We start from the raw sequence: 22,370 nt of genomic DNA, 5'->3' as shown, positions 1-22,370 counted from the left end.
AGGACCTAAAGCTTTCTCTTGCCGCGACGACACATTTGTCGGAACCAGGAAAAAGCGAGCCGGCAGGTAATGCCCACAAGGAACGTCCAAGGCAGGGATACCCAACCATCTGCCGGTCTCGACGAGCCAGAGTGCGAGCATTCTTGACGCAGTAGGCAGCTCTGGGAAGCGAGATGTAGCGCCACTGAGACGTGGCACAACGCCACCAGTCCGATTTCGGCCACGACCATGTGGCCCCCTGGTACCATCCTGCGCATTTTGAGGCACTGGCAGATCGCGTCAGACGTGGATCTGTGCGGCATCCGGCGACGGGAATAACCAGCAAATTCCGGGCAGAGGACTAGGGCAAATGACCATCATCTCATCCTTCAAGAGCTATACCGTCGACCAGATCTCATCGCTGACGACCGACCAGATCAGGTCCGCTGACGCCAGCGCAATCAAGACGCTGACGGCGTCGCATATCCAGGCCCTGTCACCCGATCAGATCTCCGCCATCGGCTTGGACGACTCGGGGAACTACAAGCCCGATGTCATCGTCGCGCTGAGCGGCACTCAACTGGCCGCGCTCAACCCCTATCAGGTGCAGTACGGTCTCAAGGAAGATCAGATCAGCGCTTTCGGCGCGACTCAGCTCAAGGCACTGACCACCGCGCAGCTGGCCGTGATGACCTATCAGCAGGTCGACGCCATCAACACAGCGCAGATTGGCAGCCTCTCGGCCAACCAGCTCAAGGCCTTCTCCGCCGAGCAGATCCGAGCCCTGGAAGATGGCGCCGGCGACCAACTCAGCAACGCCCAGATCCAGGCACTTACCGTAGGCCAGCTGGATGCCGTGCAGGAGCTGAGCACCAAGCAGATCCAGGCCTTGACCACCAAGCAGGTGCAACTGCTTTCGGCGGATCAGTTGCGCGGCCTGAGCAGCGACCAGATCAACGCACTGACCTCGACCCAGGTGCAGGCGCTCAAGGGTAGCCAGTTCGACGCCATCGACGTTCTCGGCAGCAAGATCAGCTCCCTGACGACCGCGCAGATTGCCAGCTTGAACGCAGACCAACTGCAGTCACTCGAAACCAGCCAGCTGGCCGCGGTGACCGGCTCGCAGTTCAAGGCGCTGACCACCACGCAGATTCAGGCGCTGTCCGACACCCAGATCAAGAGCCTGAGCGCCAACCAGGCCAGGTCCCTCACCACCGCCCAGATCGGCGCACTGACCAGCGAACAGATAGGTGCACTCAGCACCGACTCGATCAGCGTGCTGAATACCACCCAGATCCGCGCGCTGTCGGCGAGCCAGATCGGCCAGATGTCCGACGTTCAGGTCGGTTCGCTGCTGGCCGGCCAGGTCAGCTCGTTGAAAACCGACCAGCTTGGTGCCCTGAGCACCGACCAGATCGCCACCCTCAAGACCGAGGCGATCGCCGCGCTGACCACCGCCCAGGTACAGCAGCTGAGCAGCGACCAGCTCAAGAGCCTGAGCAGCGATCAGGTCAAGGCACTGACCTCCGCCCAGGTGCGAGTCCTAACAGCCGACGCCGTGACCGGGCAGATCAAGGCACTGAGCAGCAGCCAACTGGCGGCGCTTTCGACCTCCGCCGTGGCGGCCCTGACCACCGCCCAGGTCCAGCAACTGTCAACCTCTCAGCTTGGCAGTCTCAGCTCCGGCCAGGCCGGCGCCCTCACCTCGTCTCAAGTGCGTGCTTTGAGCTCGGACCAGTTGCAGAACCTGACCAACGACCAGGTCGCGGCACTCTCCACTGCGGCAATTCGCTCGCTGACCGGCACGCAGATTCAGGCCCTGCGCACCGACCAGGTGCAGGCCCTGACCGACGGGCAGATCCAGAAGCTCAGTTCCACGGCGGTCCGCCAGCTCGATGGCAACCAGCTGAAGGCCATGGCCTACAGCGCGGTACAGGCACTGGCGCCGACCCTGCAAGCCAACCAGATCGCGGCCTTGAGCACCGACCAGGTGCAATCCTTCAGTACCGCGCAGATCGGCGCTCTGTCCACCGGGCAGATCGCCGCCCTGAGCAGCGAGCAGATCGCCGCGCTGAAAACCGATCAGATTGCGGCGTTGAGCTCCACGCAAGTGCGTGCATTGAGCAGCGACGGCGTGACCGGACAGATCAAGGCATTGAGCAATGAGCAGATTGCCGCGCTAAAAACTTCTGCAATCGCCGGACTGAAAACCGAACAGGTGCGCGCTCTCAGCACCGAGCAGATCCGCAGCCTCACCGACTCCCAGGCCGCCGGCCTAAGCGCAACAGCAGTGCGTGCGCTCGATGCAGGTCAGTTGAAGGCACTCGAGCAACAGGACCTGGTCGCCCTGGCCAGCAAGATCCAGGCGAGCCAGATCGGCTCATTGAGCACCGAGCAGGTTCAGTCGCTCGCCACGGCCCAAATCGCGGCGCTGACCACCGCGCAAGTCCAGTCCCTGGACACCACCCAGGTGGCGGCCCTGAGCGCCAGCCAGGCCGGAGCCTTGAGCACCGCACAAGTTCGCGCCCTGACCACCGGCCAGCTTCGCGCCTTGAGCACAGACGCCATCGCGGCGCTGACGACTGGCAGCACCGGCGCCATCGCCGCGCTGCGTACCGATCAGGTCAAGGCACTGGGGACCGAGCAATTGCGTGCACTGAGCGACGCTCAGATCGATAGCCTCAGCGCCACCCAGACCCAGTCGCTGAGCACCGACCAGGTCAAAGCCCTTGAGGCATACGACCTGGGCAAGCTCAAGGGCAACCTGCAAACCGATCAGATTCAGGCCCTCAGCGACGATCAGGTCCGCCAGCTCGCCGCCACCTCCGCGGGTATCGGTGCACTGAGCACTACCCAGGTGCGCGCGTTCAAGGCCAGCCAGATCGCCGCCATGACCTACCAGCAGGTCGAGGCGCTGAGCACCGCCCAAGTCCGCTCTCTGAGCACCAGCCAGCTGCAGGCCTTCACCGGCAACCAGATCGGTAGAATCGAAACCGAGGACCTGCAGGCCCTGCAGACCAACCAATTGGCCGCCTTGAGCGCCGGCCAGTTGCAGTTCCTGTCGTCGTCCCAGGTGCAGAGCCTGAGCGGCACTCAGGTCAAAGCCCTGGACAACACACAGTTGGGCGCAGTGCTGAGCAACCTGTCCACCTCGCAGATCCAGGCCCTGAGCACCGACCAAGTCGCTAACCTGAGTGCCGGCCAGCTGCAAAGCCTGACCAACGAGCAGATTTCCAAGCTGACCACCGGCCAGATGCGCGCGCTGAATACCGACCAGCTTGCAGTGCTCAAGGACCTGTATGCCAGCGACATCAGCGCCCTGACCACCGCCCAGGTGGCGAGCCTGAGCACGGGCGTGCTGGGAGGCCTGACCAGCAACCAGGTCAAGGCGCTGAGCTCCGACCAGATGCAGGCGCTGGGCAATCCGCAAGTGGCGGCCATCCTGCCCAAGCTCGCGGCCAGCGACATGCAGGAGCTTTCCACCAGCCAGGTCGGCAGCCTGAGCACTACCTCGATCGCAGCTCTGACCAGCAATCAGGTAGGCGGCCTGAGCAGCGTCCAGCTGGGCGCGCTTAACAGCGCTCAGCTGACCACGGACCTCTCCGCCGAAACCAAGTCGTTGCTCGAGGTCCTGGGCAGCAAGGTCGATCAGCTCTCGGTCGCCCAGATCAGCGGCCTGGCCGGCGACATCGACAAGCTGACCGGCAGCCAGGTCGGTGCCCTCACCGCCCAACAACTGCGCGCCCTGGATGCGACCCAACTGTCCGCCATGGCCACCGCCGATACCCTCAAGGACATCGGGGGCAATATCGCCGCCCTGCAGAACAGCCAGATTGCCGCCCTCGACGTCACTAAACTGGATAACAGCCAGTTCGGCAGCCTGACCGCTTCGCAGATCAGGTCGTTCGGCAATGCTCAGCTGGGCAACATGAGCAACGGCCAGCTGGGCGCGATTTCGGCAAGCAATCTCAGCGAGTTCACCCTCAGCCAGGTCACGGCCTTCTCGGTGGCCCAGCTGCAGGCGATGAACGATGTCAAGACCAACATGTCGGGCGAACAGAAGGAGGCACTGCTCGCGCACTTGGGCCAGACGGATTACGACACCGTATTCGCCTAAGCCTCAATGGCCAGGTCTTCCTGGCCATCGAGAATACCCACGGGTTTGTCCGGCTCCGCCCCTACTCCAGCGGAGCCGGACCTCGAGTAGACTCGCCCTCGGTGGGGCGCTCGCGCGCTCGTGGGTCTAACCGATCAGATGGCGAGAAACCATGCCCAAGAAGAATCAGAACGCGCCTGCCGGCCTCGACTTCACCCAGGCCACTCAGCAGGCCTGGGAAGGCCGGCTGAACCTGCTGCAACTGCTCGAGATCGCCGGGCAGTTTTCCGCCGAGGGCCGCAACGCCCTGGCTGCGGTGCTCTACCAGACCTGGCTCAAGCGCAATCAAACGACCCACAACCACCTGGCCTACTTCAACCTGGGCGTCATCCTGTTCAGCGAGGGCGACCTAGCAGGGGCAAAGGAGGCCTACAGCCATGCCCTGGGGTTGGCACCGCAGTTCCTCCAGCCGCGCTTCAATCTGGGCCTGGTCTATGAGCGCCAGGGCCAGCATGATGCCGCGACCGCTCAATGGCTGTGGATCGAGGCACATGCCAACCCGACCGACAGCGAGCAGCGCCCCCTGCTGCTGCTGGCGCTGAATAACCTCGGACGCCATTACGAAGAAAAGAGTCGCTATGCCGAGGCCCTCTCGGCCCTGACCAAGAGCCTGAGGATCGAACCGAACCAGCCGGATGTCATTCACCACTGGGTCTTTCTGCGCGCCAAACAATGCTGTTGGCCGGTGTACCAGAGCATCGACGGCATCAGTGAACAGATGTTCCAGCAGTCGACCTCGGCCCTGGCGATGATCAGCCTCTCGGAAGACCCACAGGCACAGCTCGAGGCAGCCCGGCAGTACGTCAGCCGCAAGGTCCAGTCCCAGGTACCCCGGCTCGCGCCAAAGCATGGCTATGGTCACCGCAAGCTGCGCATCGGCTATTGTTCGTCGGATTTCTGCCTGCACCCGGTGGCCATGCTGACCGTCGAGCTCTTCGAGCTGCACGACCGCGACCAGTTCGAGATCTACGGTTTCGACTGGAGCCGCGAAGACGGCTCGGCGCTGCGCCAGCGCGTCATCAAGGCCATGGACCACTTCGAGCACATCCATGCCTTGAGCGACGAGGCCGCCGCCCAGCTGATCCGCCAGCATGAGATCGACATCCTCATCGACCTGCAGGGCCAGACCCTGGGCGCCCGCGCCGGCATGCTGGCGTATCGCCCCGCGCCGATTCAGATCACCTATCTGGGCCTGCCGGCCACCACCGGCCTACCGTCGATCGACTACGTGATCGCCGATCGCTTCCTGATTCCGGAATCGGCCGTGGCGTTCTATTCGGAGAAGCCGCTGTACTTGCCGGACGTCTATCAGGTGAGCGACCGCCAGCGCCAGAGCGCGCCGGTGCCGTCACGGGAAAGCTGTGGCCTGCCGCCTGATGCCTTCGTGTTCTGCTCGTTCAACAACAACTACAAATACACCCCGGAAATGTTCCGCACCTGGATGAGAATCCTCGGCCGCGTACCGGGCAGCGTGCTCTGGCTGCTGGCCGACAACCCCTGGGCCGAGGCCAACCTCAGGCAGGAGGCGCTGGCCTGCGGCATCGATGAGCAACGGCTGATCTTCGCCTCGCGCACCCTCCCGGAGCAGTACCTGGCACGCTATGGGGTGGCCGACCTGTTCCTCGACTGCTACCCGTTCAACGGCGGCACCACCGCCAACGACGCCCTGTGGATGGGCCTGCCGGTACTGACGCGTAGCGGCCAGACCTTTGCCTCGCGCATGGCCGGCGCCCTGCTCACAGCCGCTGGCCTGGACGAGCTCATCACCTACGACCTGGCCAGCTACGAGGAAAAGGCCGTGGCACTGGCCAATTCGACCCGCGAATGCCAGCGCCTGCGCGCTCATCTGCAGCACACCCGCGAGCAGGGCGCGCTGTTCGACACCCCGCGCCTCACGCGCAATCTGGAAAAGCAGTTCAAGACGCTGCACGCCGAGCTGGCCTGAGGCCTCTCGGCGCACTGCCGTCTCGCCCCGAGCCGGCAGTTCTCCACTAGGCGCGCCGACGGCGGCACTGCCGCCCCGGACAGCGACCGCGGTCGCTTGCCGCGGCAAGCCGGCGACCGGCGCCAGCGCATCCGGCCGCAGACTGTTAGCCAGCCCCCCGCTGTGCGACCATGGCCGCCATTCGGATCATCCACTGACTGCGTTTTCGCCTTTGTGAGGATAGTTTCATGCAAGAAGTCGTCATCGTCGCCGCCACCCGCACCGCCATCGGCAGCTTCCAGGGCTCGCTGGCCGGCATTCCGGCCGTCGAGCTGGGCGCCGCGGTGATCCGCCGCCTGCTCGAACAGACCGGCCTGAACGGCGCCGAGGTCGACGAGGTGATCCTCGGTCAGGTGCTCACCGCCGGTGCCGGGCAGAACCCAGCGCGCCAGGCGGCGATCCATGCCGGCCTGCCCCACGCGGTGCCGGCGCTGACCCTCAACAAGGTCTGCGGCTCCGGCCTCAAGGCCCTGCACCTGGGCGCCCAGGCGATTCGCTGCGGCGACGCTGAGGTGATCATCGCCGGCGGCATGGAGAACATGAGCCTGGCGCCCCACGTCGTGCCCAACATGCGCAGCGGCCTGCGCATGGGCCACGGCAAGCTGATCGACACGATGATCCATGACGGCCTGTGGGATGCCTTCAACGACTACCACATGGGCATCACCGCCGAGAATCTGGTGGAGAAGTACGGCATCAGCCGCGCGGAGCAGGACGCCTTCGCCGCCGCCTCGCAGCGCAAGGCCGCCGCGGCCATCGAGTCCGGCCGCTTCGCGGAGGAGATCACCCCGATCCTGATCCCCCAGCGCAAGGGCGAGCCGAAGGCCTTCGTCACCGACGAACAGCCGCGCGCCGGCACCACCCCGGAGTCCCTGGCCGCGCTCAAGCCGGCATTCAAGAAGGACGGCAGCGTCACCTCCGGCAATGCCTCCAGCCTCAACGACGGCGCCGCCGCGGTGTTGCTGATGAGCGCGGCCAAGGCCGAGGCCCTCGGCCTGCCGGTGCTGGCGCGCATCGCCGCCTACGCCAATGCCGGGGTCGATCCGGCGATCATGGGCATCGCCCCGGTCTCGGCCACCCGTCGCTGCCTGGACAAGGCCGGCTGGAGCCTGGAGCAACTCGACCTGATCGAGGCCAACGAGGCCTTCGCCGCCCAGGCCCTGGCGGTCGGCAAGGAGCTGGGCTGGGATGCCGACAAGGTCAACGTCAACGGCGGCGCCATCGCCCTGGGCCACCCGATCGGCGGCTCGGGCTGCCGGGTGCTGGTGACCCTGTTGCACGAGATGATCAAACGCGACGCCAAGAAGGGCCTGGCCACCCTGTGCATCGGCGGCGGCCAGGGCGTGGCCCTGGCCATCGAACGCTAGGCCCTGCCACCGCGCGACTGAACGCCGGCGCCGCTTCGCAAGCAGGCGCCGGCGTTTTTCTTGCTAGACTGCGCGCCTCCTTTTTCCGAGTCGCCGCGCATGACCTCTCTCGATCAGGCGCTGCGCGCCGCCCTCGACAACCGCCAGGCACTGCTCGCCGAGCTGCACCAGCAGGGCACCGACTGCTATCGCCTGTTCCACGGCAGCCAGGAGGGCGCCGGCGGCCTGACCCTCGACCGCTACGGCCCGCAACTGCTGGTACAGAGTTTTCACCAGAGCCTCGAGCGCGCTCAACTGCTGCGCCTGGCCGAGCAGTGCCGCGAGCACCTCAACGAACCCCTGCTGCTGGTCTACAACGACCGCTCCCAGGGCAACTCGCGAGTCGACCGGCAGGACCCGGTCTACCGCGCCGAGGACGCTGCCCTGGACGATCTGCTCGGCCACGAATGGGGCCTCACGTATCGGGTACGTGGCCGCCATCCCGGTCAGGACCCGCTGCTGTTTCTCGACCTGCGCAATGCCCGCGGCTGGATCAAGGCGCACAGCGCCGGCAAGTCCGTGCTCAACCTGTTCGCCTACACCTGCGGCGTCGGCCTCGCCGCCAGCGCCGGCGGCGCCCGCGAGTCGCTCAACCTGGATTTCGCCGAAGGCAACCTGGCGGTCGGCCGCGAGAACGGCGCACTCAACCCGCAACTGCCGCCCATGCAGTTCATCCAGTCGGACTATTTCCCGGCGATCCGTCAGCTGGCCGGCCTGCCGGTGGCCCAGCGCCGCGGCCACAAGCTGCCCAGCTACCCGCGCCTGGACGCGCGGCAGTTCGACCTGGTATTCCTCGACCCGCCGGCCTGGGCCAAGAGCGCCTTCGGCACCGTCGATCTGCTGCGCGACTACCAGAGCCTGCTCAAGCCGGCGATTCTCGCCACCGCCGCCGACGGCGTACTGGTCTGCTGCAACAACCTGGCGAAGGTCGCCCTTGCCGACTGGCGTGAGCAGGTGCTGCGCTGCGCCGCCAAGCTCGGCCGCCCGGTACGCGACTGCCAGGTGCTGACGCCGGCCGCCGACTTCCCCTCGCAGGACGGCCAGTCACCGCTGAAGACCCTGATCCTGAGCTTCTGAATAGCCGTTCGGACGACGCAAAAGCCGCCACAGCTGGCATTTTGGAACCAGCGACGCATGCCATACTCCAAGGCACTTCTCCTCGGGAAAGTTGTCGCCTCACCATGCACAAAGGATTGAAACGCGCCGCCGGCGCCCTGTTGATCGCCACGCTGTTCTACGGCCTGCTGGGTTTTCTGATCCTGCCCGGGGTCGCCCTGCGCGTCGCCAACCAGCAACTGGCGCAGTACAGCAACCAGCCCGCCAGCCTGGAGCGCCTGCAGTTCAACCCCTTGAGCCTGGAGCTCAGCCTGTGGGGCCTGCGGGTCGGCGCAGCCGAGCAGGAGCAGCTGGCGCTGGGCCGGCTCAGCGCCGACCTGGAGATCGACAGCCTGTGGCGCGGCGCCGTGCACCTGGCGCGCATCGAACTGGAGCACCCCCGCGCCGAGGTGCGTTTCGATCGCCAGGGCCAGCTCAACCTCGTCCAGCTGTTCAGGCTGCCGGAGCCTGCACAGCCCAGCGAGGAGACCCGCGAGCCGATGGCCCTGCGTATCGATCAGCTGACGCTGAACGGCGGCAACCTCAGGTTTCAGGACCTGCGCCCAAGCGAGCCGGTCGAGCTGCACTATGACGACCTCAACCTCGAGCTGCGCGACCTCAGCACCCTGGCGGGCGACAGCGCCACGCTGACCCTGAAAGCCAGCGACGCGCAAGGGGCGCGCGTCGACTGGCGCGGACAGCTGAGCCTGGCGCCGCTCAGCTCCAGCGGCCACCTGCAGCTGCGCAAGGCGCACCTGAGGAGCGTCTGGCCCTATGTCCGCGACGTCCTGCCGCTGGTACTGGAAGACGGCCTTATCGACCTGTCCGGCGACTACCAGCTGCAGCTGGCCGACGGCCTGCGCCTGCAACTGGACAAGGCCCGGGCGCGCCTCGCACCTTTTGCCCTCAAGGCGCCCGATGGCCGCCCGCTGCTCAAGCTGGCAAGCCTGGAGATCGCCGACACCCGCGTGGACCTGGGCAAGCGCCAGGTGCGCATCGGCACGCTACGCAGCCAGCAACTGGAAACCTGGGCGGCGCGCGAGGCCGACGGCCAGCTGGACTGGCTGAAGCTGCTGGCGAGCAAAGCCGACTCACCAACCAAGCCGGCACCCACCCAGGCCGCGCCGACCAAGGCCTGGCAGGTGCTGCTGGCCGATGCGCAGCTGCGCGATTACCGCATCCACCTGGCCGACCGCGTCCCTCAACAGGCGGTCGAACTGCAGCTGGGCCCGCTGGATCTCGACCTGCAGGACTTCGACAGCCGCGGCACCACGCCCTTCCGCCTCAAATTGGACACCGGCCTGGGCGCCAAGGGCCGGCTCAAGGCCGAGGGCCAGGCGCAGCTGAGCCCCACCACGGCCACTCTGCAGATCAGCAGCCAGGACATCGACCTGCGCCTGGCCCAGGCCTACCTCACTCCACTGCTTCGCCTGGAGCTGCGCAGCGGCCAGCTGGCCAGCGACCTCAAGCTCAACCTCAGCGGCACAACACCGCTGGCGTTCGGCATCACCGGCAGCGCCCAGGTCAATCGCCTGCACAGCCTGGACACCCTCAAGGAGCGCGACTTCGTGCGCTGGGAGCAACTCGACCTGGACGGCCTGAACTACCAGCATGGCGAGGCCCTGAGCATCGACAAGGTAAGGCTGCAGCAACCCTATGGGCGCTTCATCGTCAATGAGGACCTGAGCACCAACCTCAACGACCTGATCATCAGCCAAGCGGCGGCGCCCGAGGCCCCGGCCGAAACGGGCGCGCGCGCCGGCGAACCGCTGGCGATCCGTATCGGCGAGATCACCATCGCCGAGGGCTCGGCCAACTTCGCCGACTTCAGCCTGACCCCCAACTTCGCCACCGCCATCCAGCAGCTCAATGGCCGTATCGGCACCCTGGACAGCCGCAGCGGCGCGCCGGCCAGCGTGGCCATCAGCGGCAAGGTCGATCGCTATGCCCCGGTCAGCATCAAGGGCAGCCTCAACCCCTTCAACCCGCTGGACAGCCTGGACCTCACCAGCCAGTTCAAGCAGGTCGAACTGACCACCCTGACCCCCTACTCCGGCAAGTTCGCCGGCTACCGTATCCGCAAGGGCCGGCTCAACCTGGACCTGCACTACCGCATCAACAAGGGCCAGCTGCAGGCCGAGAACAACGTGGTGGTCGAACAGCTGCAGCTCGGCCAGCAGGTCGACAGCCCCAGCGCCGTGGATCTGCCGGTGCGCCTGGCCGTCGCCCTGCTCAAGGACGCCAACGGCAAGATCGCCATCCAGCTGCCGGTGCAGGGCAACCTCAACAATCCCGACTTCGATGTCATGCCGATCGTCTGGAAGACCCTGCGCGGCCTGGTGCTGCGCGCCGTAAAGGCGCCCTTCAAGCTGCTCGGCGGACTGGTCAGCGGCGGCACGCAGATGGACCTCGGCCATGTGCCCTTCGCCCCGGGCAGCGCCGAGCTCGACGTCGCCGCCCAGAGCAGCCTGGACACCCTCGCCGGGGCCCTGCAGAAGCGCCCGGCGCTGCGCCTGGAGATCGAGGGCCTGAGCGCGCCAAGCAGCGACGGTCCGCCGCTGGCCGAACAGCGCCTGCAGCGCGCCTACCAGGCCAGCTACCAGAAGCTCCTGCAGGGCCGTGGCGAAGCCGTGCCGAACGACCCGGCGCAGCTGCAGGTGCCCGAAGACGAGAAGAGCGCCTTGCTCGAGGACATCTACCGCAGCCGCCTGAAACAGCCACCACCAGGCGAGTGGGCCGAACTGGACGGGCCACAGCGCGCCGACCTGCTGCGCGAGGCCGTGCTGCAGTCCTGGGCGCAGAGCAAGCTGCTGCTGCGCCAGCTGGCCCAGGAACGCGCCGCCCGCATCAAGGACTACCTGGTCGACAAGACCAGCCTGGCCCAGGAGCGCATCTACCTGCTCGACGTCGGCCTGGGCGAACCCGGCGCCGACGGACGAGTGGCCACCCCGCTGCACCTGGATAGCGAATAAGCTGAAGCGGTGATGAGCATGAAAACCATCAGCCTGGCCCTGCTTATGGGCTGCGCCGCCTGGGCCCAGGCCGACACCCTGCGCTGCGGCAGCCAGCTGGTCAGCCTCGGCGATCGCAGCTTCGAGGTGCAGCAGAAGTGCGGCGAGCCGGCCTTCCGTGACCTGGTCGGCTACACCCTGGGCCCCTATGACCGGCGCGAGTTCAAGATCGAGGAGTGGGTCTACGGGCCGAGCAATGGCGCGCTGAGCATCCTCACCTTCGAAGGCAACCGCCTGACCCGCATCGAAAGGCGCCGCCAGCGCTGACGTTCACGCGCCCAGGGTATAGGCTGGGGGCTCCATGACACTGCCCAGGTACACGATGAGAATCCCCATCCTGCTCGCAGCCCTGAGCCTGGCGAGCGCCGTCGACGCCGCCTCGACCCTGCGCTGCGGCAGCGCACTGGTCAGCCGCGACGACAGCACCGCCGAGGTCCTCGACAAATGCGGCGAGCCGGTCAGCCGCGACTTCCTCGGCTACCGCGAGGTGCTGGACTACTACGGTTTTCGCCACGAGGTGAGCGTCGAGGAATGGACCTACGGGCCACGCAATGGCATGTATCACTTCCTGCGTTTCGAGGGCAATCGCCTGGACCGCATCGACAGCGAACGTGGCAACTGACAATTTTTCAGGCGGCTGCTAGTCTCGCCGCTTCTTCTCTACCTGGAACAAGGAAGCTCCATCATGCGCAAACTCTCTCTGTCCATCGCCCTGCTGCTGAGCGTCACCTGCGCCGAGGCCTCGCTGCGCTGTGACAACGGCATCGCCAGCAAGGGCGACCGCAGCGTCGAGGTCCAGGCCAAATGTGGCGAAGCCGCCAGCCGCGCCCTGGTCGGCTACACCCAGAACGCCAACGGCGATCAGGAGTTGCCGATCGAAGAGTGGGTCTATGGCCCGCGCAGCGGCATGTACTACTACCTGACCTTCCAGGGCGGGCGCCTGCTGCGCATCGACAGCAAGCGCGGCAACTGACGCCGGCAGGATCACCAGCACATGCTCATCCTCCCCGCCGAACACCCGCTGGACTGGAAGAAACCGCCGGTCGCCACCCTGCTGCTGATCCTGCTCAACGTACTGATCTATTTCGGCTACCAGGGCGGCGACCAGGCGCGCGAAGCCCAGGCCGTGCAGACCTACCTCGATGGCGGCCTGCTCAACCGCGAGCGCGCGCTGTTTCTCGAGGCCTTCAGCGAGCGCCGCGAGCTGGACGCCGAACAGCGCCGCTACGTCGACAGCATGCGTCGCAGTGACCTGGCCCGCCTGGTGCTCTACGACCTGCAGTTCGAGAGCCGCCTGCGGCACAATCCCGACTACCTGGCCGACCCGTCCTGGCAGGCGGCACGCCAGCGGGCCGAGGCGGCGCGCGATCGCATCAGCAGCATGCGCTTCGGCTTCATCCCCGCCCGCTTCAGTGTCGAGGGGCTGTTCGGCGCCATGTTCCTGCACGGCGACTTCGGCCACCTGGCCGGCAACATGCTGTTCCTGTTCATCTTCGGCTTCGCCCTGGAAATCGCCCTGGGCCGCTGGCTGTACCTCGGTCTCTACCTGCTCAGCGGCGTGGCCTCGCACCTGCTGTGGTGGATCATGGACCCGGTCTGGATCACCGGAGTCGGCGCCTCCGGGGCGATCTCCGGGCTGATGGGCATGTACCTGGGGGTCTACGGCCTGCGCCGCATCAACTTCTTCTACTGGCTCGGGCCGCTGTTCGGTTACTTCCGGGCGCCGGCGCTGTGGATACTGCCGGTGTGGATGGGCAAGGAGCTCTACGGCCTGCTGCTGGCCGACGACAACGTCAACTACTACGCCCACCTCGGCGGCCTGGGCGCCGGCTTCCTCGCCGTGTGGCTGCCGCGCCTGGGCGGCAGGCTGCGGGTCGACCAGGCCTACCTGCACAAGGAAGACCCGGACGCGCCGTTCAAGCGCGAGCTGGATGGCCTGGATCGCGCGATCGGCGGCTTCGCCCTCGACCAGGCCGCCAGCCGCGGCCTGGAGCTGCTCGAACGCTACCCTGGGCGCCTGGAGCTGCTCGAGCGCCTCTACCCGCTGGCCCGCACCCGCCAGGACAAGGCCCTGCTCGGCGGCGTGCTGCGGCAGCTGTTCGGCCTGCCGGCGCAGCCCTCCCAGCTGCCGCTGTTGCTGCGCCTGGCCGAGGACAGTGCCGCCCCCGCGCAGCCGCTGCTGCAGCTCCCGGCCGTGCAGTTGCACCTGCTCCAACGCCTGCTGCAGACCGACCAGCACGCCCTGGCCCTGGCCGCCTGGCGCCGACTCAGCCGAGCCGCCAAACAGCCGGCCGAGCTGCCGGCGCTGACCCTGCGCCTGGCCAAGCAGCTGGGGCGCCGACAGGACATGGGCGGCCTGGCCGAGCTCGCCCAGTTCCTCGAACAGCGTTACCCGCAAGCCGAGCAGACCGCCCAACTGGGCCTGCTCCGGCAACATCTGGCCCGCTGACAGCCCACCCCGGCAGGTGCTGGCCTGCCGGGCATCACGCTCCTGGGCGGACTGCAGACAGCCCTTGAACGAGCCTCAGGCGAGACTGGCCAGTCGGTCCAGGGTCGCCTCCAGGCTCGCCACTTCGCCCAACAGGGGCGACTGCGGGTAGCGCAGGCGGATAAAGGCCAGCAGCTTGCGGGCCGGCTCGATCTGCCCGAGCCCCTCGGCGAAGCCACGGCTGGCCAGCAGATAGGCGCGGGGAATGTGCGGGTAGTCCGGGAAGCGCTGGTGCAGGTTGCGCAACAGTGCCAGCGCTTCGCGGGTCTTGTGGCGCTGCAACAGCGATTCGGCCACTCGCTCGCAGACCAGGGCGTCATCGGGCAGGTAGTCGACGCCGAGCTGCCGCGCGTTGAGCAGGGCACTGGCCGCCAGCGAGGGGTTCAAACGGGCGGCCAATGGCAGGTAATGGGCCAGATGGCGCTGGCAGCGCACCCGGTCATTCAGGCCGAAGAGCAGCTGGTGATAACGCTCGTTGAGCCCGAGGTCGTCGCCATCACGCTGCAGGGCCTTGCTCAGGGTGTCCAGGGCTTGCGCGCTCTGCCCTTCCTTGAGGCGTATCTGCGCCTCGGCCAAGGCGCGCCGCCGCAGGTATTCCGGCGCCGGGTAGGCCGCCGCGCCCTCATCGTCGGCGATCACGTAGCCCAGGGCGCCCTGATACTGAAACACCGCATAGCCCATCATCGCGCACATCACCACGCCGAAGTACCCGAACAGGAAGGCCGCGACAGGCATCAGCACCACCCGCGGCAGGCCGCTGGAGAGCATGTAGGTGACCCAGCCCGGCGACTGCCAGAGGATGAACAGGAAGGCGCACAGGATCAGGTATCTCCAGCCCATGGCGCCTATCACCTGGCCAACCTGCTCCGGGCTCAGCGCCGCGCCCAGCTCCTTGTCCAGCGCCAGGCGGATGATGCTGGCCGGCAATACCAGGAGCAGGCCGATATTCACCGTCCAGTACAGCGCCTCGCTGTCGAAGTCGCTGGCCAGCCAGAGCGCGGCGAAGGCGATCAGAAATACCGCCAGCTGCTTGCAGAACAGGCTGAAGCCTTCGCCGCTGAAGGCGCTAGCCAGGCTCGGCGCCTGTCGGTCGGCCTGGCTGCTGGCCTCGATCACGCTGTGGAAGTACTTGGTCGCCACGCTGAACAGGACGATCCACAGGACGATCCAGCGCGGCATGAACAGGCTCGCCAGCGCCAGCAAGGCGGCGAACGCCAGGGGGCCCGCCTGCAGGGCGTAGGTGAAGAAGCCGGGGATACGCTCCCAGAACGGCTGGGCGCTGTTCGCCGCGCCGAGAAACTGCAACGGCCCGGCGCACAGCGGGCAAGCCGGCGTATCGTCGGGGGCATCGGCATTCAACGGGATGCAACAGTCGCCATAGGCCCGCTGACAGGGCTGGCATTGCCAGGTGGCGGGCTGGGCGGGATGGTAGCGGCAGAGGGTCTTGTCCATAAGCGAAGAATCCTGGAACGGCTGACGAAAGCCGGCGGGTGGGCGCACGGCTGGCTGCGGCCACCGACCGATCCGCTCGGATGGCTGGCGCGCGGCCACTATTGTCCAGACAAAAAAAGAGGGCCGCAATGCGGCCCTCCGTTTCAGCGTGGCTGTTGCCCGCTATCAGACACCCGAGGCTTCGGCAGCCGCGACGTCCTTGATCGACAGCTTGATACGGCCGCGGTTGTCCACGTCCAGTACCAGTACCTTCACTTCCTGGCCTTCCTTCAGTACGTCGGTGACCTTCTCGACACGCTGATCGCTCAGCATCGAGATGTGCACCAGACCGTCCTTGCCCGGCAGGATGTTGACGAAGGCGCCGAAGTCGACGATGCGCTCGACCTTGCCGACGTAGATCTTGCCGATCTCGGCCTCGGCGGTGATGCCCAGTACACGCTGACGCGCGGCCTCGGCAGCTTCCTTGGTTTCGCCGAAGATCTTGATGGTGCCGTCGTCTTCGATGTCGATCGAAGCCTTGGTTTCCTCGCAGATGCCGCGGATGGTCGCGCCACCCTTGCCGATCACGTCGCGGATCTTGTCCTGGTCGATCTTCATCGCGATCATGGTCGGCGCGTTGGCCGACAGTTCGCTGCGCGACTCGGCGATCACCTGGTTCATCTGGCCGAGGATGTTCAGGCGCGCTTCCAGGGCCTGGCCCAGAGCGATTTCCATGATCTCTTCGGTGATGCCCTGGATCTTGATGTCCATCTGCAGCGCGGTCACGCCCTTGGCGGTACCGGCAACCTTGAAGTCCATGTCGCCCAGGTGGTCTTCGTCACCGAGGATGTCGGTCAGCACGGCGAACTTCTCGCCTTCCTTGACCAGGCCCATGGCGATACCGGCCACCGGCGCCTTCATCGGCACGCCGGCATCCATCAGCGCCAGGGAGGCACCGCAGACCGAGGCCATGGAGCTGGAGCCGTTGGACTCGGTGATTTCCGACACCACGCGGATGGTGTACGGGAACTCGTCGGGGCTCGGCAGCATGGCGGCAACGGAGCGACGGGCCAGGCGGCCGTGGCCGATTTCGCGGCGACCGGTGGCGCCCATGCGGCCACACTCGCCCACCGAGTACGGCGGGAAGTTGTAGTGCAGCATGAAGGGGTCTTTCTTCTCGCCTTCCAGGGTGTCGAGCAGCTGCGCATCGCGGGCGGTGCCCAGGGTCGCAACTACCAGGGCCTGGGTCTCGCCACGGGTGAACAGCGCCGAACCGTGGGTCTTGGCCAGCACGCCGACTTCGATGTTCAGCCCGCGCACGGTACGGGTGTCGCGACCGTCGATACGCGGTTTGCCGTTGACGATGTTCTCGCGCACGGTGCGGTATTCGATTTCGCCGAAAGCCTCTTTCACTTCACCGGCAGAAGGCTGACCTTCTTCGCCGGAGAACTTGGCCACGACCTGATCACGCAGCTCGCCCAGGCGCGCGTAGCGATCCTGCTTGATAGTGATGGTGTAGGCCTGGGAAATCGCCTCGCCGAATTCGCTGCGAATGGCCGCGAGCAGAGCGGTGTTTTCCGCCTTCGGCTGCCAGTCCCAGGTCGGCTTGCCGGCTTCGGCAGCCAGCTCGGTGACGGCCTGGATCACGGCCTGGAATTCGTCGTGGGCGAACAGTACGGCGCCCAGCATCTGGTCTTCGGTCAGCTCCTTAGCTTCCGACTCGACCATCAGCACGGCGTCCTTGGTACCGGCCACGACCATGTCCAGGCTGGAGGCCTTGAGCTGCTCGTAGGTCGGGTTCAGCAGGTAGCCGGTTTCCGGGTGGAAGGCCACGCGCGCGGCGCCGATCGGACCGTTGAACGGAATGCCGGAGATCGCCAGGGCAGCAGAGGTACCGATCATCGCCGCGATGTCCGGATCGGTCTTCTTGCTGGTGGAGACCACGGTGCAGATGACCTGCACTTCGTTCTGGAAACCTTCCGGGAACAGCGGGCGGATCGGACGGTCGATCAGGCGCGAGGTCAGGGTCTCTTTCTCGGAAGGACGCGCTTCACGCTTGAAGAAACCGCCGGGGATCTTGCCGGCTGCGTAGGTCTTTTCCTGGTAGTGCACCGACAGCGGGAAGAAGCCCTTGCTCGGGTCCGCGGTCTTGGCACCGGTCACGGCGACCAGCACGGCGACGTCGTCGTCGACGGTGACCAGCACGGAGCCGGAGGCCTGACGGGCCATACGGCCGGTCTCGAGGGTAACGGTCGACTGACCGAACTGGAATTTCTTGATTACCGGGTTCACGGTGTTTTCCTTCTCTCTGTTGCCTTTGGGGAAATCTGGATGTAGCAAAATTCGTGGGCAGCTACGGGAGTCGGACCCGCGCCTGTCCAAAATGCAGCAGGCTGAAACGCAAAAGCTGGAAGCGGGGACCAGCCCCACTTCCAGCTTCGGCATTCAGCTGCGCGCCAGCATTGCTTAGCGACGCAGACCCAGGCGACCGATCAGGGCGCTGTAACGAGTGGTGTCCTTGCCCTTCAGGTAGTCCAGCAGCTTACGACGCTGGTTAACCATACGGATCAGGCCACGACGCGAGTGGTGGTCCTTACCGTTGGCCTTGAAGTGGCCTTGCAGCTTGTTGATGTTGGCGGACAGCAGTGCAACCTGCACTTCCGGGCTACCGGTGTCGCCTTCAGCTTGCTTGTACTCGTTTACGATCTGGGCTTTTTCTTCAACGCTGAGTGCCATGTGGGCATCCTCTCAGTTAGGAAACTGCTGCAGAACAACAGTTTCAATAGGCCGGGAATCGCTTCCCGTGTTTTAAAGTGAGGTATGACCGTGCCTATTAACAGCCACCCTCGATACACGCGGGTCGGAGCCGAAACCCCGGTCCCGCGCTACGGTCATGCCGACCGAATCAAACGACGCGGCGCGATGCGCCCGTCTTCGCTCACTTCACCGATACCGATAAAGCGACCGGTGTGATCTTGCACCCGCACCATGCCGAACTTCGGCGCCTCCGGCGCGCGCACCGGCTGCCCCTGCAGCCAATAGAACGCACTGTGCTCGGAGAACTGCAACAGCGGCCAGTGCAGCAGGCCACTGTCCACCGGCAGCAGGAAGCGGTCGAGGGCCTCGTTGCCGCCCTCGGCGTGGGCCTGCTCCAGCTCTTCCAGGCTGACCGTCTGGGCCAGTTCAAAAGGACCGGCCTTGGTTCTGCGCAGCTCGGCGACATGGGCGCCACAGCCAAGCAGCTGACCGAGGTCTTCAACCAGGGTGCGAATATAGGTGCCCTTGCTGCAATCCACCGCCAGGCGCGCCTGCTCTGCCTCGCAGGCCAGCAATTCCAGGCGCGCAATAGTAACAGAACGCGGCTCGCGCTCCACTACTTCGCCGGCACGGGCCAGCTTGTACAGCGGCTGCCCGTCGCGCTTGAGGGCCGAGTGCATCGGCGGTATCTGACTGATTTCACCGCGAAAACGCGGCAACAGGGCCTCGATCTCGGCGCGACCAACGGTCACTGGACGCTGCTCGAGCACCTCGCCTTCGGCATCCCCGGTGCTGGTGGTAACTCCCAGCTGCATCAGGGTTTCATAGCCCTTGTCGGCATCCAGCAGGTACTGGGAGAACTTGGTCGCCTCACCGAAGCACAGCGGCAGTACCCCGGTGGCCAGCGGATCGAGGCTGCCGGTATGACCGGCCTTCTCGGCATTGAGCAGCCAGCGCACCTTCTGCAGGGCCGCGTTGGAACTGAAACCACGCGGCTTATCCAGCAGGATGATGCCGTTGACCTGGCGACGCACACGCTTTACCTGGGCCACGGGCTTACTCCTCGGTCTTGCCGGCGTCGTGCTGGCTGTCTTCGGCCACCGCACGATCGATCAGCGCCGACAGGTGGGCGCCACGACTGACGCTCTCGTCGTAGTGGAAGCGCAACTGCGGCACGCTGCGCAGCTTCATCGCCTTGCCCAGCTGCATGCGCAGGAAGCCACTGGCGTCGTTGAGCACCTTGAGACTCTGGGTGACATGATCGACGCCATTGTCGGCGGTCATCACGGTGATGAAGATCTTCGCATGACCGACGTCGCGGCTGACTTCAACGGCGGTGATGGTCACCAGGCCCAGACGTGGGTCCTTGACCTCACGGCGGATCAATTGCGCCAGCTCGCGCTGCATCTGGTCGCCGATACGCTGGGTCCGGCTATAGTCTTTTGCCATCTCTACTACCTTTCACTCGCCGCGACGCTTGGAAGGCATCGGGCTCAAAAGCGGCAAACGCCCGGCCGCGCGAAAAGCGGGGCCGGGCGTTGCATGTTGCAACTCGCTGCCTTACAGGCTGCGAGCCACCTGGACTTTCTCGAACACTTCGATCTTGTCGCCGACCTTGACGTCGTTGTAGCTCTTCACCGCGATACCGCACTCCATGCCGGCCCGCACTTCGGACATGTCGTCCTTGAAGCGGCGCAGGGATTCCAGTTCGCCCTCGAAGATCACCACGTCGTCGCGCAGCACGCGGATCGGACGGTTACGGTGCACCACGCCTTCGACGACCATGCAACCGGCCACCGCGCCGAACTTCGGCGAGCGGAACACGTCACGCACCTCGGCGATACCCAGGATGTTCTCCCGGACGTCGCTGCCGAGCATGCCGGTGAGGGCCTTCTTGACGTCTTCGATGATGTCGTAGATGACGTTGTAGTAACGCATGTCCAGACCTTCCTGCTCGACGATCTTCCGGGCGCCGGCATCGGCACGCACGTTGAAGCCGAACAGCACGGCGTTGGAGGCCAGCGCCAGGTTGGCATCGGACTCGGTGATACCACCGACGCCGCCACCGACCACACGCACCTGCACTTCGTCGTTACCCAGGCTGCCGAGCGAGCCCTGCAGGGCCTCCAGCGAGCCGCGAACGTCGGACTTGAGGACGATGTTGAGGGTCTTCTTCTCGTCCTGGCCCATGTTCTCGAAGATGTTTTCCAGCTTGCCGGCATGCGCACGGGCCAGCTTGACCTCGCGGAACTTGCCCTGACGGAACAGGGCCACTTCGCGGGCCTTCTTCTCGTCGGCCACCACGGTCATCTCGTCACCGGCTTCCGGCGTGCCGTCCAGGCCGAGGATCTCGACCGGAATCGACGGACCGGCTTCTTTAACCGGCTTGCCGTTCTCGTCGAGCATGGCGCGGATGCGGCCGTAGTTGGAACCGACCAGCACCATGTCGCCCTGGCGCAGGGTACCGTCCTGGACCAGCAGGGTTGCCACCGGGCCACGGCCCTTGTCCAGACGCGACTCGACCACCACGCCACGGCCAGGTGCCGAAGGCGTGGCCTTGAGCTCGAGGACTTCGGCTTGCAGCAGTACGGCCTCGAGCAGTTCGTCGACGCCGGTACCGAGCTTGGCGGAAACATGCACGTAGGGCGCATCACCACCCCACTCTTCGGGGATCACATCCAGCGCGGCCAGGCCGTTCTTGATGTTGTCCGGGTTGGCGTCGGGCTTGTCGATCTTGTTCACCGCGACCACGATCGGCACGCCAGCCGCTTTCGCGTGCTGCACGGCTTCCTGGGTCTGCGGCATGACGCCGTCGTCGGCTGCCACCACCAGGATGACGATATCGGTGGCCTTGGCACCACGGGCACGCATCTGGGTAAAGGCGGCGTGGCCTGGAGTATCGAGGAAGGTGACCATGCCGCGGTCGGTTTCCACGTGGTAGGCACCGATGTGCTGGGTGATGCCACCGGCTTCGCCCGCCGCCACCTTGGCGCGACGGATGTAGTCGAGCAGCGAAGTCTTGCCGTGGTCGACGTGACCCATCACGGTCACCACCGGCGCACGGGAAATCGCCTCACCTTCGAACTTGAGGGACGCAGCCAGCTGCTCCTCGAGCGCGTTATCGCTGACCAGCTTGACCTTGTGGCCGAGCTCTTCGGCGATCAGCTGTGCGGTTTCCTGATCGAGCACCTGGTTGATGGTCACCGGGGTGCCCATCTTGAACATGAACTTGATCACTTCGGCGGCTTTCACCGTCATCTGCTGAGCCAGCTCGCCGACGGTGATGGTCTCGCCGATCGCCACTTCGCGGACGATAGGCCCGCTCGGGCTCTGGAAGCCGTGCTGGTTGCGCTTCTTCAGCTTGGACTTGCCACGACCACCGCGACGGAAACCATCGCTTTCTTCGTCGACAGTGCGCGGCGCGACGCGCGGCGCCGGAGCCTTTTCCTTGACGGTCGGGCGGTGCTGGGTGGTCTTGCGCTCGCCGCGACGGTCGTCGTCACTGCGCACCTTGTCGGGGCGACGCGGCTCGTCCTTCTTGCGCTCCTCGACCACCGGCGCGGCGACCGGCAGTTCGACCACGGTCGCCGAAGCCGGCGCAGGCGCGCTTTCTTCGGTCTTGGCACTGACGGCCTTGAGCTTGGCTTCTTCCTCGGCGCGGCGCTTGGCCTCTTCTTCGGCCTTCAAGCGTGCTGCTTCGGCAGCGGCACGCTGCTCGGCGAGCTCGCGCTGCTTCTCGGCCTCGATCTCTTCGGCGCTACGCTTGACGAAGGTCTTCTTCTTGCGCACTTCAACGCTGATGGTCTTGCTGCCAGCAACACGCAGGGTGCTGGTGGTCTTGCGCTGCAGGGTAATCTTGCGCGGCTCTTCTACTTTATCGCCGTGGCTGCTCTTGAGATGGGCGAGCAGGGCTTGCTTCTCGTTATCGGTGACAACTTGCTCGGCACTGCTGTGCGGCAAACCCGCCTCACGCATCTGCTGCAGCAGGCGCTCTACCGGTGTGTCGACCACTTGGGCCAGTTCTTTCACCGTGACTTGCGACATGCATTTCTCTCCTCAGGCC

The 22,370-nt window shown here is 65.7% G+C and carries 15 protein-coding genes; 9 read left to right on the top strand and 6 right to left on the bottom strand.

The features are described from left to right. The first annotated feature begins 349 nt into the window (after positions 1-349). The 9 genes from LPB260_RS08845 (at position 350) to LPB260_RS08805 (ending at position 14,080) form a co-directional block, all read left to right on the top strand. A complete protein-coding gene (locus LPB260_RS08845) occupies positions 350-4,096 on the top strand; it encodes a hypothetical protein (protein WP_208708320.1) in 3,747 nt (1,248 codons plus the stop codon). 151 nt (positions 4,097-4,247) lie between these two features. After that, positions 4,248-6,080: a tetratricopeptide repeat protein gene (locus LPB260_RS08840; RefSeq protein ID WP_208708319.1), complete on the top strand. Its 1,833-nt coding sequence runs from the start codon at positions 4,248-4,250 to the stop codon at positions 6,078-6,080. A gap of 227 nt (positions 6,081-6,307) precedes the next feature. Then, the gene (locus tag LPB260_RS08835; protein WP_208708318.1) at positions 6,308-7,486 is read left to right on the top strand and encodes an acetyl-CoA C-acetyltransferase; all 1,179 of its coding nucleotides are present in this window, start codon (positions 6,308-6,310) and stop codon (positions 7,484-7,486) included. A gap of 99 nt (positions 7,487-7,585) precedes the next feature. Next, the gene (locus tag LPB260_RS08830) at positions 7,586-8,602 is read left to right on the top strand and encodes a class I SAM-dependent rRNA methyltransferase (RefSeq protein ID WP_208708317.1); all 1,017 of its coding nucleotides are present in this window, start codon (positions 7,586-7,588) and stop codon (positions 8,600-8,602) included. A 104-nt stretch (positions 8,603-8,706) separates the two neighbouring features. Further along, positions 8,707-11,592, top strand: a complete 2,886-nt coding sequence (locus LPB260_RS08825) for a DUF748 domain-containing protein (RefSeq protein ID WP_208708316.1) — start codon at positions 8,707-8,709, stop codon at positions 11,590-11,592. Between the two features lie 18 nt (positions 11,593-11,610). Beyond that, positions 11,611-11,898: a DUF2845 domain-containing protein gene (locus LPB260_RS08820; protein ID WP_371926127.1), complete on the top strand. Its 288-nt coding sequence runs from the start codon at positions 11,611-11,613 to the stop codon at positions 11,896-11,898. A gap of 55 nt (positions 11,899-11,953) precedes the next feature. Beyond that, complete coding sequence (locus LPB260_RS08815) at positions 11,954-12,253, top strand: DUF2845 domain-containing protein (RefSeq protein WP_208708314.1); 300 nt, start codon at positions 11,954-11,956, stop codon at positions 12,251-12,253. A gap of 63 nt (positions 12,254-12,316) precedes the next feature. Then, positions 12,317-12,604: a DUF2845 domain-containing protein gene (locus LPB260_RS08810; protein WP_208708313.1), complete on the top strand. Its 288-nt coding sequence runs from the start codon at positions 12,317-12,319 to the stop codon at positions 12,602-12,604. Between the two features lie 21 nt (positions 12,605-12,625). After that, positions 12,626-14,080 (top strand): rhomboid family intramembrane serine protease, encoded by a 1,455-nt coding sequence (locus tag LPB260_RS08805; protein WP_208708312.1) that lies wholly within the window; start codon positions 12,626-12,628, stop codon positions 14,078-14,080. Positions 14,081-14,155: 75 nt separating this feature from the next. On the opposite strand, the gene LPB260_RS08800 is transcribed toward LPB260_RS08805, so the two are convergent. From LPB260_RS08800 to infB, 6 genes are all read right to left on the bottom strand, one after another. Further along, the gene (locus LPB260_RS08800; protein ID WP_208708311.1) at positions 14,156-15,571 is read right to left on the bottom strand and encodes a hypothetical protein; all 1,416 of its coding nucleotides are present in this window, start codon (positions 15,569-15,571) and stop codon (positions 14,156-14,158) included. A 165-nt stretch (positions 15,572-15,736) separates the two neighbouring features. Next, the gene (pnp, locus tag LPB260_RS08795; RefSeq protein ID WP_208708310.1) at positions 15,737-17,842 is read right to left on the bottom strand and encodes a polyribonucleotide nucleotidyltransferase; all 2,106 of its coding nucleotides are present in this window, start codon (positions 17,840-17,842) and stop codon (positions 15,737-15,739) included. Between the two features lie 174 nt (positions 17,843-18,016). Further along, positions 18,017-18,286: a 30S ribosomal protein S15 gene (gene rpsO, locus LPB260_RS08790; protein ID WP_208708309.1), complete on the bottom strand. Its 270-nt coding sequence runs from the start codon at positions 18,284-18,286 to the stop codon at positions 18,017-18,019. 155 nt (positions 18,287-18,441) lie between these two features. Continuing rightward, positions 18,442-19,359 carry a tRNA pseudouridine(55) synthase TruB gene (gene truB, locus LPB260_RS08785; protein ID WP_208708308.1) on the bottom strand — a complete coding sequence of 306 codons (918 nt, stop codon included), beginning with the start codon at positions 19,357-19,359 and terminating at the stop codon, positions 18,442-18,444. A 4-nt stretch (positions 19,360-19,363) separates the two neighbouring features. Then, a complete protein-coding gene (gene rbfA / locus LPB260_RS08780; protein WP_208708307.1) occupies positions 19,364-19,756 on the bottom strand; it encodes a 30S ribosome-binding factor RbfA in 393 nt (130 codons plus the stop codon). Between the two features lie 111 nt (positions 19,757-19,867). Then, a complete protein-coding gene (gene infB, locus LPB260_RS08775) occupies positions 19,868-22,351 on the bottom strand; it encodes a translation initiation factor IF-2 (protein WP_208708306.1) in 2,484 nt (827 codons plus the stop codon). Between the last annotated feature and the right edge of the window lie 19 nt (positions 22,352-22,370).

The organism is Pseudomonas sp. LPB0260 (assembly GCF_013388395.1).
This window is presented reverse-complemented; position numbering and strand designations above follow the sequence as displayed.